Here is a 15,035-nt window from a genome sequence, read left to right as displayed (position 1 = left end):
ATGAACATCGCAAGCTGGCTCCACCAGACCGCCCTCTGCTGGCCCGACCGGCCGGCGGTGTTCGAAGGCGATCGCCTGCACCAGAGCTATGACGGCCTGGCGGGCGCGGTATCGGACCGCGCCCGCCACCTGGCCCGGGTGCACGGCATCGTCAAGGGCGACCGCGTGGCGATCTTCGCCAAGAATGCGGCCGCCTATCTTGAAACCCTGCATGCCTGCTGGTGGATCGGCGCCGTCGCGGTGCCGATCAACGGCAAGCTCCACCCGGCCGAGGCCGCCTGGATCGTCCGGGATTCCGGCGCGAAACTCGCCTTCACCGACACGGGCGAGGTGCTGGGCGCCTGCCCGGGCCTCACCGAACTCGCCCTCGGCGCACCGGTGCCGACGGGCGGCCCACGCACGGCACCGGTCGCCTGCGACCGGAACGATCTGGCCTGGCTGTTCTACACCTCGGGCACCACCGGTCGGCCCAAGGGGGTGATGCTCACCCACGACAATCTCCGCCAGATGACGCTGTGCTATGCGCTCGACGTCGATCAGCCACGGGCCGGCGACCACATGCTTTATGCGGCACCCATGTCGCACGGCGCGGGGCTCTATATGTTTGCGCAGATCCGTGCGGGTGGCGCACATCTGGTGCCGGCCTCGCATGGCTTCGATCCGGCCGAGATCATGGCGCTGGCCCGCAGCCATGGCGATCTGGTGTTCTTCGCCGCCCCCACCATGGTCAAGCGGCTGGTCACCGCCGCCCGCGCCGCCGGCTATGACGGCAGCGGCATCCGCACGATCATCTATGGCGGCGGCCCGATGTATGCGGCCGATATCGACGAGGCGGTGGCGGCCTTCGGGCCGCGCTTCGTGCAGATCTACGGCCAGGGCGAATCGCCGATGACCATCTCGGTCCTGCCCCGGGCGCTGGTCGCCGACCGCAGCCATCCGAACTGGCAGGCCAGGCGCGCCTCGGTCGGCTTCGCCCATGGCGCCGTCGCGGTCAGCATCCGCGATGCCGATGGCCGGGAGCTGGCGCCGGGAGAGACCGGCGAGATCTGCGTCGAGGGCCCCACGGTCATGCGCGGCTACTGGAACCGCCCCGAGGCGACGGCCGAAACCCTGAAGGATGGCTGGCTGCACACCGGCGATCTGGGCCATCTGGATGCCGAGGGCTTCCTGCACCTCACCGACCGGTCCAAGGACGTCATCATCTCGGGCGGCACCAATATCTACCCGCGCGAGGTGGAAGAGGCCCTGCTGCTGCACCCCGCCGTGTTCGAGGTGGCGGTGATCGGCGAGCATGACGACGACTGGGGCGAGCGGGTGGTGGCCTTCGTGGTGACCGCCGGCACCGACGCCGCAGATGCCGCCACGCTCGACCTCTGGTGCCGGCAGCAGATCGCCGCCTTCAAGCGGCCGAAGCGCTATGTCTTCGTCGATGCCCTGCCCAAGAACAATTACGGCAAGGTGCTGAAAACCGAGCTCAGGGCGATGGCGGCCGATCAGCCGCCGGCGGTGCCCGGGCTGAACCGGCCGACGAACCGGTAAAGCCCGGCGGGGTGGAACAGGCGGACCTGGGTGATGGTCCGCGCCCCCTGCCGGGTTTCGCGATCCAGGATCAGCAGCGCATCGCCGCGATCCAGGTTGAGCAGCCGTGCGGTCGGCGCGTCGGCAAGGCCCGCGCCGATCACATGCACGGCATCCGACCACGGCACCTGCTGCAACAGCCAGCGGCCGGGGGCCGTGGCGGAGAAATCCATGCCCCGCGCCGCCGGCACGGCATCCAGCATCACCAGCCGCCGTTCCAGCGCCACCGCCACCCCGTCGATCCGGTGCAGCCCTTCCATCCGCAACACCTCGGTGCCGGCCGGCACCGGGAAGGCACTGCCCTGGGCTTCGGGCAGGCGCAGCACCTCGCGCGACAGCTGTTCATAGGCGTAGCTGCGGCCGGCGCGCGCCGCCTCCACCGCGAAATCCTGGATCTCCATCACCGTGCGCTCGATCCGCGGGCGGGTGACGAAGGATCCGGCGCGGCGTCGCCGCTCGATCAGCCCGGCCGCCGCCAGTGCGGTCAGGGCCTTGCTCACGGTCATGCGCGAGCAGCCATAGACCTCCATCAGCTCGTGTTCAGAGGGGATGCGATCCCCCGGCTTCAGCCGGCCGCCCAGAATGCCGCCCTCTATGTCGCCATAGATGCGCTGATGGAGCGAGGCGGCGGGCGCGTCTGGCACGGCGGGGCATCCCGAAACCGGTGGCCCGCGGCCGGCGCCGCGGGATCGGAATAAGCATAGACAATTGCCCCGCCGCGGCAAGATGGTCGGATCAACCGGCCGGCAGCAGGCCCTTCAGCGCATCGGCCGCCCTGGTCGGCGCCACCTCGTAAACGTCGTAGACCGCAACGCCCGCGGTCACGAATGGATCGGCGGCGATGATCCGGTCCAGCTCTTCCCGCCCGATGCCGGTCGCCAGGATGAAGCCGCCGCTGCGCGGCACCCGCCGGCCGGCCAGCACGAAGGCGCCGGTGGCGAAATGCTCGCCCACCCAGGCCTTATGCGCCTCCAGCTCGGCATCCACCGCCTCGAGCGGGGCCGTATAGGTCAACAACAGAATATACATCGGCGCGCCTCCTGGTCTTTGCGGTTCCCGGTCACCGCCCGTTGCGTGTGGTTGCGCGGGCTGGCTTCACCCCCGCGCGAGGTGCAGCGGTTTCCGGCCGCCGATTGTGGCGGGGCGTGCTGCGGCGTGCAAACAATCGGTTGACATCATGCCGTCACGGCCTGAGAGTTGTCCGGACAAATAACACATGCAGGGGATCTGGGATGAGCTTCCGTTGGCCGAACGGCGCGCGGCTCGCGATGTCGATCGTCGTGAACGTCGAAGAGGGTGCGGAGATGTCGATCGCGCGCGGCGACAAGGGCCCCGAGCCGGTCGACGAGCTGGGCGTATCGCTGAAGATTCCGATCCGGAATTACGGCAACGAAAGCAATTACGACTACGGCATCCGCGCCGGTGCCCCGCGGGTGCTGAAGCTGCTGGACCGCTACGGCTTCAAGGTGACCTTCACGGCCGCCGCCACCGCGCTGGAACAGGCACCGGAACTGGCGAAGGCGATCGCAAAGGGTGGCCACGAGGCCTGTTCGCATGGCTGGCGCTGGATCCACCAGTTCAGCTATGGCGAAGAGCGCGAGCGGGACTTCGTGAAAAAGGCGATCGCCAGCATCGAGGCCACCACCGGCACCCGCCCCCATGGCTGGCTGTCGCGCTACATGCACACGCCCTTCCTGCGCAAGACGCTGGCCGAGGAAGGCTTCGTCTATCACATGGACGATTACAGCGACGACGTGCCGCGCTGGGATGTGGTGGAAACCGCCCGGGGCCCCAAGCCGATCGTGATCATGCCCTATGCGCTGGACACCAACGACATGAAGTTCTGGCTGGCGCCGGGCTATACCCCGCAGCAGTGGCTGGACTATGCGATCGCCACTTTCGAGCAGCTGTACGAGGAAGGTGCGGACGCACCGCGGATGATGTCGCTGGGCCTGCATCTGCGCATCATCGGCCGCCCGGGCCGGATATGGGCGCTCGACCGCTTCATGGCCCATGTGGCGAGCCGCCCCGATGTCTGGGTGACCAGCCGGCTCGACATGGCCCGCCACTTCGCCGCCGAGGTTCCGCCGCCGGTCTGAGGCCGGCCGCCACGGTCACCCGCTTCGCCCCCGCAGCCATCGGCCGCATGCGCGGCCAAGCCGAAGGAGGCCGGCCCTCATGACCCTCATCATCCGACTGTCGCGCTGGTCCGCCTGGATCGCCGGCATCCTGGTCCTGGCGGCCGGTCTGCTGATCGCCGGCGACGTGATCGCCCGCAACATCTGGTCGACCAGCCCCTTCTACAGCTTTGAAATCTCGCGCTATCTGTTCGGCGCCACGGTCGCCTTCGGGCTCTCTTTCGCGCTGGTCGAACGTGCCCATATCCGTATCGACCCGCTGGTCAAGCTGACCCGCGGGCGGCTGCGGTCGCTGATGGACGTCTTCGCCATCCTCGCCACCGTACCGGTGGCCGGTGCCATCGCCTGGTATGCCTGGGACCTGACCGTTCAGAGTGCTGAGCTGGGCGCCATCTCCAATTCCCCCCTCGGGCTGCAACAATGGATCCCGCAGGCGATCTGGGCGGTCGGCATGACCTGGTTCGCGCTCATCGCCCTGGCGCTTGCGGTGCTGGCCCTTGTCGCCCTGGTCCGCGGCCGCGATGCCGAGGTCGGCCGCATCGTGGGCCTGCCGGATTTCGGCGGCGAAGGCACCGAGGTCGCCGACCTTGCCCATGACGCGGGCGCCGGATCCGGCAAACTTCAGATGGAGGCCGCAGGATGATCGGCGTCGCAGGCGGTTCCCTTCTGATCCTTCTGGCGCTGGGCCTGCCGGTCGGCGTGGCGCTCGGCATCCTGGCGGTGATCCTGGGCGATCTCTACGGCTTCCTGTCGCCGCTGCCGGCGCTCGGCGACATCATGTGGGGGGCCTCGACCGATTTTCTGCTGACCTCGGTGCCGATGTTCATCCTGATGGGTGAACTGCTGCTGCGCTCGGGCGTGGCGGCCGAAACCTATGACGGCATCGACCCCTATGTCAGCCGCGTGCCCGGCGGCATCATGCACACCAACATCGCCTCCTGCGCGCTGTTCGCCGCCACCTCCGGCTCGTCGGTCGCGACCGCGGCGACGATCAGCACGCTGGCTGTGCCCAACATGAACCGGCTGGGCTACAACCCGCCGCTGTTCCTGGGCTCGCTCGCGGCCGGCGGCACGCTGGGCATCCTGATCCCGCCCTCGATCAACATGATCCTCTACGGCGTGCTGGCCGATGTCTCGGTGGGCGATCTTTATGCCGCGGGCATGCTGCCGGGGCTGCTGATGGCGGCGCTGTTTTCCGGCATCATCGCCGTCTCCTGCCTGATCAACCCCGCCCTCGCCGGCCGGTCGACCGGCAACCGCCCCACGCTCAAGGGGCTGCTGGGGCTGCTGCCGATCCTGGTGCTGTTCGCCCTGGTCGTGGGCTCGATCTATGCCGGGCTCGCCACCCCCACCGAAGCCGCGGCGCTGGGCCTGCTCGGTGCCTTCGCCATCGCCGCTGCCCGTCGCAGGCTGGACCGCGCCACCCTGCTCGCCGCCTTCGAAGGCACCGCGCGCACCACGGCCATGGTCATGTTCATCGTGCTCGCGGCCTATTTCCTCAACTTCGTCATGGTCAATATCGGGCTGACCACGGCCGTCACCGGCCTGATCGCCGATCTCGACCTGTCGCCGTTGATGATCCTGGGCGCGATCGTGCTGCTCTATCTGATCCTCGGCTGCTTCATGGACACGCTGTCGATGATGATCGCGACCACGCCGATCATCGTGCCGATCGTGGTTCAGGCCGGGTTCGATCCGCTGTGGTTCGGCGTCGTCTTCGTGATCCTGATCGAAGCGGCCCTGATCACACCCCCCGTCGGCATGAACCTGTTCATCGTCCAGGCGGTGCGCGGCGGCGGGCCGTTCCGCGACGTGGTCGCAGGCTCCCTGCCCTTCCTCTTCGTCATGATGGCGATGATCGTGCTGCTGATCGTCTGGCCCGATCTCGCCCTCTGGCTGCCGGCGGCCTTCAAGGGCGGGTGACCATCCGCCCGGCCGTCGACTCTCGTCAAGCATCAGGCCCATCAAGAACAACGGAAACCGACACCATGACAGGGAAAGCCATTGCCGCCGGCGCGGGGCTCTGCCTCGTGCTGGCCGCCGGGGCGGCCGTCGCCCGGGATCTGCCCAAGACCGACATCACCGTGATCGGCAATCTGGGCATCACCACCCAGAGCCGCCAGATCGAGGCGCCGTTCTGGACGAAGGAACTGCCCGAGGCCTCGGGCGGGGCGATCTCGGTCAACTTCAAGCCCTGGAACGAGCTTGGCCTGAAGGGGCCCGAGGTCTTCCGGATCCTGAGCCGCGGCCAGGCGCTGATCGCCACCGCGCAGCTCGGCCATCATGCCGGTGACGCGCCGATCAACGACGGCACCGACCTCGCCGGCCTGTCGCCCGACATGGCGACCTTCCGCAAGGTTTCCGAAGCCTTCCGCCCGGCGCTGAACGATGCCCTGAACAAGAAGTTCGGCATCGAAATCCTGACCATGCAGTCCTTCCAGAGCCAGATCCTCTATTGCCGGAGCGAGATCAAGGGCCTGGCGGATCTGAAGGGCAAGCGCATCCGCACCTCGGGCGCCTCGCAGGGCGATTTCGTCAGCTATTTCGGCGGCTCTCCGGTCGACATGGCCTTCGGCGAGGTGCAGCAGGCGCTGGCCCAGGGCACGATCGATTGCGCGATCACCGGCACGCTGGGCGGCTACAGCGCCAAGTGGAACGAGGGCGCGCGCTATCTCTACACCCTGCCGATCAATTACGGCGCCGGTGTCACCGCCGCCAATATCGGCGGCTGGAAGAAGCTGCCCGACAGCGTTCAGACCTTCATCACAACCGAACTCGCCAAGGCCAACGAGCGGATGTGGCAGCTGAACATGGACGAAGACGCCATGGGCATCGCCTGCAACACCACCGGCCCCTGCCCGCTGGGAGAGCCGGCCGGCATGACCCGCGTCGACCCGGGGCCTGAAGACGAGGCCCTGCGCCGCAAGGCGCTGGTCGAGGCGGTGCTGCCCAAATGGGCCGCGCGCTGCGGTGCCGACTGCGTGGCGGACTGGAACGCCACCGTCGGCAAGGTCGTCGACATGCAGATCAAGTAATCAGCGGAGCCCCTCATGACCGTCGCCTCCCCGCCCGCCCTGCCGACCGGTATCGTCGACGCCTTCGCGACACATGTGGCGCGCACCCGTTACGAACATCTGCCGCCGCTTGCCGTGGCCAAGGCCAAGACCTTCCTGCTCGACACCATCGGGGTCGGGCTGGCCGGCACCTCGGGCCCCCATTTCGCCCGCATTTCCAGGGCGGCAGAGGCCTGGGGCCGGGGCGAAGAGGCGACGGTCTGGGGCAGCGGGCTGAAACTGCCCGCCCCTTCGGCCGCGATGGTGAACGCCTATCTGATCCATTGCCTGGAATATGACTGCGTGCATGAACGCGCCGTCGTCCACCCGATGGCGACCATTCTGTCGGCCTTCTTCGCCTGGGCGGAGCGATCCGGCGGTCGCGGCCGGCCGGTCGACGGTCGCCAGCTGCTGACCTCGCTTGCGGTCGGCGTCGACATGTCGGGCCTGTTGGGGTCCGCCACCACGGCGCCGATCCGCTTCTTCCGCCCGGCGGTGGCCGGCGGCTTCGGCGCGGTTTCGGCCATCGGCAGTGCCGCGGGCTTTACCGCCGCCCAGATGGCCGATGCCTATGGCATCCAGTACGGGCAATGCGCCGGCACGCTGCAACCCCATGCCGAAGGCTCGGGCCTGCTGCCGCTGCAGATCGGCTTCAACGCCCGTGCCGCCATCACCTCGGCCGATCTGGTCGAGGCGGGATTCGACGGGCCGCATGACGTGCTCACCGGCCAGTACGGCTATTACAACCTGTTCGAACTCGGCCAGTATTCGCCCGAGGTCATCCCCGACGAACTGGGCCGGGTCTGGCAGATCGCCCGGCTGTCGCACAAGCCCTTCCCCAGCGGCCGGCTGACCCATGGCGCGCTCGACGGGCTGCGTCAGGTGATGGCCGAGGGGATCACCGCCGCCGACATCGCCTCGGTCGAGATCCAGGCGCCGCCGCTGGTGAAGCGGCTGGTCGGCCGGCCCGATCTGGACAATCCGCCGGCCAATTACGCCAAGCTCTGCCTGTCTTTCGTGGCCGCCACCCTGCTGCTGCGCGGCCGGGTCGACGTGCCCGAATTCGCCGGCGACACCGTGCTGAACGACCCCGAAATCCATGCCTATGCCAGGCGGATCAGCGTGGTCGACGACGGCAATCCCGATCAGAACGCGCTGGCCCCGCAGCGGGTGATCGTCCGCCTGACATCGGGCCGCGCCAGGGTGATCGACCTGCCGGAGGTCTATGGCCATCCCGAGGCCCCGCTGACCGATGCCGAGAACCGCGCCAAATTCGCCCGCTGCTGCGGCTGGGCGGTGCCGCCGGTGCCGGATGCCCGCCGCGCCGAAATCGAGCGCATGGTCGACGAGATCGAAGACGTCACCGATGTCGGCCAGATCGCGAAGCTGATGGTTTCGGACGGCTGACCACCGCCTCTCCCGCGGCGCCGGCAGGGCTTTGTACCGCATGCTGCGGTCGGGCATTGACGGCGCCGTTTTTCGGACCATAATTTGTCCGGACATTTAAGGTTGCACCCTTGGCGCCTCCTCCGGCGCCACCCCCCTGCCGCTTCAGGCGCCCTTCGAAAGACCCGAGACATGGTTGACCAGACCACCGCCGCTGCCGCCGACACCGAGGACGGCGAGATCCTCGCCACGATCGACAAGTGGCTCGCCCGCGATGTGCGGCCCCATGTGCTGAAGCTCGATCATGCCGATGAGTACCCGCACGAAATCGTCGCCCAGATGAAGGAGCTGGGCCTGTTCGGCGCCACCATTCCGGTCGAATATGGCGGGCTGGGCCTGAACGCGACGACCTATGCGAAGATCGTCGAGACCATCGCCGAGACCTGGATGTCGCTGTCGGGCATCATCAACAGCCATCTGATCATGTCGGCCTGCGTCGCCCGCCAGGGCACGCCCGAACAGAAGGCGTATTACCTGCCGAAATTCGCCACCGGCGACCTGCGCGGCGGCCTGGCGCTCACCGAGCCCGATGCCGGCACCGATCTTCAGGGCATCCGCACCCGGGCGCGGCGCGATGGCGACCACTATATCGTCAACGGTACCAAGACCTGGATCACCAACGGCATCGAAGGTTCATGCTTCGCGCTGCTGGTCAAGACCGACCCCGAGGCGAACCCGCGCCACAAGGGCATGTCGATGTTCATCGCCGAGAAGGGCCCCGGCTTCACGGTGTCGAAGAAGCTGGAAAAGCTGGGCTACAAGGGCATCGATTCGGCCGAACTGGTCTTCGAGGACTACCGCATCCCGGCCGACCGGCTGATCGGCGGTGTGGAAGGCCAGGGCATGCAGGCGGCGCTGGGCGGGCTGGAGCTTGGCCGGATCAACATCGCCGCCCGCGGCTGCGGCCTCGCCTCGGCCTCGCTGAAGGATTCGGTGCGCTATGCCCAGATCCGCAAGACCTTCGGCAAGCCGATCGCCGAGCATCAGGCAATCCAGCTGAAGCTGGGCGAGATGGCGACCCGTCTGCAGGCGGCACGGCTGCTGACCTATGACGCCGCCCGCGCCTATGACCGCGGCGAGCGCTGCGACATGGAAGCCGGCATGGCCAAATATTTCGCCTCGGAGGCCGCGGTCGCCAACAGCCTGGAAGCGATGCGCATCCATGGCGGCTATGGCTATTCCAAGGAATACGACGTCGAGCGTTATTTCCGCGACGCGCCGCTGATGTGCATCGGCGAGGGCACCAACGAGATCCAGCGCATGATCATCGCCAAGCAGCTGATCGCGCGGAACCCGGCATGACCATCGGCGGCGACATCCCCACCGCCGCCACCCCGACCGGCCCGGCCGCGGACGATGATCGTCCGCTGGCCGGCATCCGGGTGCTGGCGATCGAGCAGTACGGGGCCGGCCCCTTCGCCAGCCTCTATCTTTCCGACATGGGCGCCGAGGTCATCAAGATCGAGCCCACGCCTTCAGGCACGCAGAAGGGCGGCGACAGCGCCCGCCAGAGCGGCCCGCATTTCCTGGGCGAGAACGACAGCCAGTTCTTTCAGACCTTCAACCTGGGCAAGCGCAGCATCGCGCTCGACCTCAAATCGCCCGCCGGCCGCGCGGTGTTCGAAAAGCTGGTCGGAACCGCCGATGCGGTGATGAACAATCTGCGTGGCGACCAGCCCGACAAGCTCGGCATCACCCATCAGGCGCTGAAGGCGGTCAAGCCGTCGATCGTCTGCGCCCATCTGTCGGGCTATGGCCGCAGCGGCCCGCGCGCGGCCTGGCCGGCCTATGACTATCTGATGCAGGCCGAAGCCGGCTTCATTGCGCTGACCGGCGACCCGGACGGCGGCGGCACGCGGATGGGGCTGTCGGTGGTCGACTATCTGACCGGGCTGACCACCGCCTTCGCGCTGACCTCGGCCCTGTTCGGTGCCATGCGCACCGGCCGCGGCCGCGATGTCGACGTCACCCTCTACGATGTCGCGGTGCACCAGCTGACCTATCCGGCGATCTGGTATCTGAACGAGGGCACCACCACCGAACGGCGGCCGCGCGGCGGCCATCCCGCGGTCGTGCCCTGCGAGCAGTTCCCGGTGGCAGATGGGGCGATCTATGTGATGTGCATGCTGCCCAAATTCTGGCGCGCACTCTGCGAGATCACAGGCCTGCCCGATCTTGCCGCCGATCCGCGCTTCGCCGACGTGCCGTCGCGTTTCCGCAACCGCGATGCCCTCGCCGCCATCCTGGATCCGGTTTTCGCCACCCGGACCATGGCCGACTGGGTGGCCGCCTTCGCGGGCCGGCTGCCGGCGGCACCGGTGCTCTCCCTCGCCCAGGCGCTGGACAACCCGTTCCTGGCCGAACGCGGCGGCATCCAGAATGTCGACCATCCGGCAAAGCCGGGCATGCGGGTGCTCTCCAACCCCATCCGGCTGGATGGGGCGGTGATGAAGGCAAAGCCCGGCCCCGGGCTCGGTGCCGATACCGATGCGCTGCTGGGCGAACTTGGCTACGATCCGGCCGCGATCGCCGCCCTGCGTGCCGAAGGGGCCGTGGCATGAAGCTTCAGGGCATTAAGGTCGTCGACCTGTCGCTGTTCCTGCCCGGCCCGTATCTCACCATGGTGATGGCCGATCACGGTGCCGAGGTGATCAAGGTCGAGCCGCCGTCGGGGGAGCCGACCCGCGACATCGGCGCCAAGGCCGGCGGCACCAGCGTCTGGTTCCGCAACACCCATCGCGGCAAGCGCTGCGTCACGCTCGACCTCAAACATCCCGACGACAAGGCGCGGCTGTTCGAAATGCTGGCCGAGGCCGATGTGATGGTCGAGGCCTTCCGCCCCGGCGTCGCCGCCCGTCTCGGCATCGATTACGAGACGGTGAGGGCGATCAACCCGCGCATCGTCTATTGCGCGATCTCGGCCTTCGGCCAGACCGGGCCCGATCGCGACCGCCCGGCCCATGACATCGCGGTCGAGGCGCTGGCCGGCGTGCTCAGCCTCAATCTGGGTCAGGACGGCAAGCCCACCCATCCGCATATCCCCGTCGCCGATGCCAATGCGGCCCTGCTGGGCCTGGCCGGCGTGCTGATGGCGCTGCTACGGCGGACGACCACCGGGCGCGGCGACTATATCGATATCGCGATGCTGGATGCGACCATGGCCTGGCTGCCCAATGCCACCGGCGATCTGTTCGCCACCGGTCGGCCGCCGGTGGTGAAGGAGCAGCGCCAATGGGGCGGCGGCTCGTTCTATCAGATCTACGAGACCGCCGACGGTCACCATATCGTGCTGGGCGGCAGCGAGCATAAATTCGTCGAAACCCTGCTCAAGGCGCTCGGCCGCGAGGATCTGATCCCCGCCGCCTCCAGCCCGCCCGGCCCCGCCCATGCCGAGACCACGGCATTCCTGCGCGGTGTTTTCCGCACCCGCAGCCGGGCCGATTGGGAGGCCTGGTTCGAAGGCCGCGACGTGTGTTTCGCCCCCCTGCTCGACCTGGCCGAGGCCTTCGCCCGACCGCAGGTTCAGGCCCGCGAGATGCTGATCCGCGATGCCGAGGGCAATCTCCATGTCGGCACGCCGATCCGCTTCCTGGACGAGCCCGGCCGTATCGACACCAGGGTCCCGGCGCGGGAGCCCCTCCCCCCGCGCTGACCGGCCCCGGTCGCGCGCAGCCGGTCCGGGTCCGGCTGCGTGTTACAGCCCGGACGGCGGCGTGTTGAGAGCGTCGCGCCGCCGCCCGGGCTGCCTTTCCGTCAGGGTTTCATGGCACGACACCATTAACACCCACGTAACCACCTGCTTCCTAAACTCAGCTACGGCCGCAGAAACACAACCAGGCGGCGCCGGGCGGGGGATGCGGGATGTTCAAGACATCGATTTCGGGGCTGTTGACCACCATCCAGCTCGCCATGCTGGCCGGCCTGCTGGCGGCCGCCTTGATCCTGGCAACCAATGCCTGGTGGGATCGGGCCGCGGCCGAACGGGTGGTGGATGCCGCCCGCACCGACCGGGCACTGTTCGCCGGCGTGATCGACACCCGCGCACAGATCGCCGCCGTCCAGACCGCCCTGCTCACCGAAGACGCCCCCCAGACCACGATCTCCCGGGTCCGCGACAAGGCCGATGCCGCGGCGGCCGGCGCCGTCGATTTCGCCCGGCGGATGACCGGGGACGAGGCCCGCCGCGGCACCGAGGCCGTCACCGCCGCCATTGCCGCGATGCAGGCGAAGCGGACCACCATCGATACCCTTGCCGCCCGGCCGCGGGATCAGCGCCAGCTGTCGGACAGCTCCCCCTGGCGCGAGAGCGTCTATGCCAGCGTCAATGCCATGCTCGCCCTGTCCGACCTGATCGGCGACGAGCTGCGCATGACCGATCCGGCGATCGCCGAGCTGGTCCAGATCCGCCGCTTCGCCTGGCAGCTGCGTGACCAGTTCGGCGGCCAATGCTCTCTCCTCCGCCCGCTGGTCGCCACCAGCACGCCGATCCCGCCCGAAACCCGCACCACCTGGGCCGCCGGCATCGGCGGCTGGCGGGCCGCACTTGCCGGCATCGATGCCCTGATCGCCCGCCCCGGCGCCCCCGCGGCGGTCGTCGCCCGGGTGGGGACCGCGCGCGGCCAGGTGACCGACACCCAGGCGCGCATGGATGCCCTGATCGCCGGCCTCGACGGCAGCGGCACGGCGGCCATGGAGGCACGGGCCTACACGGCGATGTGCAACGGCCCCTTCGACGCCATTCTGGCGATCAGCACCGCAGCCCTCGACGAAGCGGTCCGGCTGGCGGAAGACCGGCAGTCGGTCGCCACCCGTAATCTCGGCCTCACCCTGGCCGGGCTGGCGCTCGCGCTCGCGCTGTCGGTTCTGGGCCTGGTGGTGATCGCCCGCCGCTTCCGTCGGCCGATGTCGACCCTGATGACCGCGGTCGGCCGGCTGGGCGGGCGCGATTTCGAAACCCCGGTCCCCGCGCCGCGCCATCCCGACGAAATCGGCCGGCTCGCCATCGCGCTCGAAGATCTGCGGGTCAGCGCCCGCGAGGCCGAGCGGCTGGAAGCCGAAGCCGCCGCCGCCCGGGCCCGCGATATCGCCCGCGCCGAAACCATCCGCGATCTCAGCCGCAGTTTCGAGGGAGAGGTGACCGCGGCACTCGCCGGCATCAGCCATGCCGGCCGCACGCTCAGGAACACCGCCAGCCATATGCGTGCGCTGGCCGATGCCGCCAGCGAACGTGCCACCACCGGCGCCGGGGCCACCGCCGAGGCGGCCTCCAGCGTGCAGACCGTGGCGGCGGCCACCGAGGAACTCGCGGCCTCGATCTCGGAAATCAGCGCCCGCGTCCAGGCCAGCGCCACCGGTGCACGAGAGGCGGTGGATCAGGTGGCGGCCACCGGTCGCAGCTTCGATGCGCTGGTCGAAGCGGCGCGGCGGATCGGCGACGTCGTCGGGCTGATCACCGACATCGCCGCCCAGACCAATCTTCTGGCGCTCAACGCCACGATCGAGGCGGCCCGTGCCGGAGAGGCCGGCAAGGGCTTCGCGGTCGTCGCCTCGGAGGTGAAGAACCTCGCCAACCAGACATCGAAGGCGACCGAGGAAATCACGGCGCTGGTTGCCGACATCCAGCGCCGCACCGGCGAGGCCGCCGGGTCGATGGATCAGGTCCAGGCCGCGATCCGCAGGGTCAACCAGGACAGTGCCGCCATCGCCGCCGCGGTGGAGGAACAGGGTGCCGCCACCGGCGAAATCTCGGGCTCGGTCCAGCAGGTGGCGACCGCCACCGGCGAGGTTCAGGACATCATCGCCGAGGTCGCCCGGTCGAGCGGCGAAACCGGCCGGGCCGCGACCGAGGTCACCGGCTCGGTCGAAGAGGTGGTCCACGAACAGGAGGTGCTGCAACGGGCGGTGGGCGACTTCCTCAGCCGCGTGCAGCAGGCCTGATCACCAGCGCGATCCCCCCCAGCACCGCGACCGACACCACGACCAGATGCCAGGTGATCGCCTCGCCCAGCAGCACCGTGCCGCCGAGCGCCGCGATCACCGGCACCGACAGCTGGACCGAGGCCGCTTGTGCGGCGCCCAGCGCCGGCAGCACCGCATACCAGACGGCATAGCCGAGGCCCGAGGCAACGGCACCCGAGGCGACCGCAAGCGCCACGCCCTGCAGATCGATCTCCATCCGCAGCAGCGCCGGCACCAGCAGCAGCACCGCCAGCGGCAGGCTGCGCATGAAATTGCCGGCGGTGGTCGCCAGCGGATCGCGGCTCCGCCGGCCGATCAGCGAATAGGCGCCCCAGGCGGCGCCGCTCGCCAGCATCAGCACCGCCGCAATCGGATCGGGCGCCTGCGATATCTGCGCCCCGGGGGCAAGCAGCGCCACCAGCCCGCCCGCGGCCAGCGCGATCCCCAGCCATTGCAGCGGCCGCAGCCGCTCGCCGCGGATCAGCCCGGCCGCGATCATCGTCACCTGCACCGCCCCGAACAGCAGCAGCGCGCCTGAAGCGGCGGGCAGGCCGACATAGGCGAAAGAGAAGGCCGCCGCATAGGCCGACAGCGCCGCGGCCCCTGCCCAGGATCCTGACCAGGATCCGGGCCAGGATCCGCGCCAGACGCCCCCGCCGGTCCGCCGGCCTGCTCGGAGACAAAGCCACAGCATCACCGCGCCCGCGGCCAGCCGGATGCCGGTGAAGGCGGCGGGATCGATCGCGGTCCGGTCCAGCGCCCAGCGGCACAGTACCGAATTGGCCGCGAAGGCGATCATCGCCACCACCGTCCAGCCGATGATGCGGGGGCGATCGCCCGCGATCATGGCAGCACGCCCGGC

At 69.0% G+C, this 15,035-nt stretch carries 13 protein-coding genes; 10 read left to right on the top strand and 3 right to left on the bottom strand.

Translation table 11 applies throughout. The features are described 5' to 3' along the window. Entirely contained in the window at nt 1–1,539 is a 1,539-nt protein-coding gene (locus WI697_RS24710; RefSeq protein WP_345960306.1) for a class I adenylate-forming enzyme family protein, read from the top strand. On the opposite strand, the gene WI697_RS24705 is transcribed toward WI697_RS24710, so the two are convergent. Both WI697_RS24705 and WI697_RS24700 read right to left on the bottom strand, forming a co-directional pair. Then, nucleotides 1,494–2,222, bottom strand: a complete 729-nt coding sequence (locus WI697_RS24705) for a UTRA domain-containing protein (protein WP_062766350.1) — start codon at nt 2,220–2,222, stop codon at nt 1,494–1,496. The two genes, WI697_RS24710 and WI697_RS24705, sit on opposite strands and share 46 nt — an antisense overlap. A 91-nt stretch (nt 2,223–2,313) precedes the next feature. Further along, a complete protein-coding gene (locus tag WI697_RS24700) occupies nt 2,314–2,607 on the bottom strand; it encodes a YciI family protein (protein ID WP_345960305.1) in 294 nt (97 codons plus the stop codon). A 203-nt stretch (nt 2,608–2,810) separates the two neighbouring features. On the opposite strand from WI697_RS24700, the gene WI697_RS24695 reads away from it, so the two are divergent. The 9 genes from WI697_RS24695 (at nt 2,811) to WI697_RS24655 (ending at nt 14,152) form a co-directional block, all read left to right on the top strand. Next, nucleotides 2,811–3,677 (top strand): polysaccharide deacetylase family protein, encoded by an 867-nt coding sequence (locus tag WI697_RS24695; RefSeq protein WP_345960304.1) that lies wholly within the window; start codon nt 2,811–2,813, stop codon nt 3,675–3,677. A 79-nt stretch (nt 3,678–3,756) separates the two neighbouring features. Then, nucleotides 3,757–4,359, top strand: a complete 603-nt coding sequence (locus tag WI697_RS24690; RefSeq protein WP_345960303.1) for a TRAP transporter small permease subunit — start codon at nt 3,757–3,759, stop codon at nt 4,357–4,359. Next, complete coding sequence (locus WI697_RS24685) at nt 4,356–5,639, top strand: TRAP transporter large permease (protein WP_345960302.1); 1,284 nt, start codon at nt 4,356–4,358, stop codon at nt 5,637–5,639. Before WI697_RS24690 ends, WI697_RS24685 begins: the two co-directional genes overlap by 4 nt. A 65-nt stretch (nt 5,640–5,704) precedes the next feature. Then, nucleotides 5,705–6,751 (top strand): TRAP transporter substrate-binding protein, encoded by a 1,047-nt coding sequence (locus tag WI697_RS24680; protein ID WP_345960301.1) that lies wholly within the window; start codon nt 5,705–5,707, stop codon nt 6,749–6,751. A 15-nt stretch (nt 6,752–6,766) separates the two neighbouring features. After that, nucleotides 6,767–8,176, top strand: a complete 1,410-nt coding sequence (locus WI697_RS24675; RefSeq protein WP_345960300.1) for an MmgE/PrpD family protein — start codon at nt 6,767–6,769, stop codon at nt 8,174–8,176. A gap of 171 nt (nt 8,177–8,347) precedes the next feature. Continuing rightward, nucleotides 8,348–9,517 (top strand): acyl-CoA dehydrogenase family protein, encoded by a 1,170-nt coding sequence (locus WI697_RS24670; RefSeq protein ID WP_062766371.1) that lies wholly within the window; start codon nt 8,348–8,350, stop codon nt 9,515–9,517. Continuing rightward, entirely contained in the window at nt 9,514–10,776 is a 1,263-nt protein-coding gene (locus WI697_RS24665) for a CaiB/BaiF CoA transferase family protein (RefSeq protein WP_345960299.1), read from the top strand. Before WI697_RS24670 ends, WI697_RS24665 begins: the two co-directional genes overlap by 4 nt. Then, nucleotides 10,773–11,867 carry a CaiB/BaiF CoA transferase family protein gene (locus WI697_RS24660; RefSeq protein WP_345960298.1) on the top strand — a complete coding sequence of 365 codons (1,095 nt, stop codon included), beginning with the start codon at nt 10,773–10,775 and terminating at the stop codon, nt 11,865–11,867. Before WI697_RS24665 ends, WI697_RS24660 begins: the two co-directional genes overlap by 4 nt. 209 nt (nt 11,868–12,076) lie before the next feature. Beyond that, the gene (locus tag WI697_RS24655; RefSeq protein ID WP_345960297.1) at nt 12,077–14,152 is read left to right on the top strand and encodes a methyl-accepting chemotaxis protein; all 2,076 of its coding nucleotides are present in this window, start codon (nt 12,077–12,079) and stop codon (nt 14,150–14,152) included. Here WI697_RS24655 and WI697_RS24650 read toward each other — a convergent pair. Next, the gene (locus WI697_RS24650; protein ID WP_345960296.1) at nt 14,130–15,020 is read right to left on the bottom strand and encodes a DMT family transporter; all 891 of its coding nucleotides are present in this window, start codon (nt 15,018–15,020) and stop codon (nt 14,130–14,132) included. The genes WI697_RS24655 and WI697_RS24650 overlap by 23 nt on opposite strands. Nucleotides 15,021–15,035: the final 15 nt, after the last annotated feature.

This window comes from Tistrella mobilis (genome assembly GCF_039634785.1).
In the GTDB taxonomy this organism is placed as follows: Bacteria; Pseudomonadota; Alphaproteobacteria; order Tistrellales; family Tistrellaceae; genus Tistrella; species Tistrella mobilis.
The sequence above is the reverse complement of the archived record's forward strand: the minus strand, read 5'-3'. Positions and strand labels throughout refer to the sequence as shown.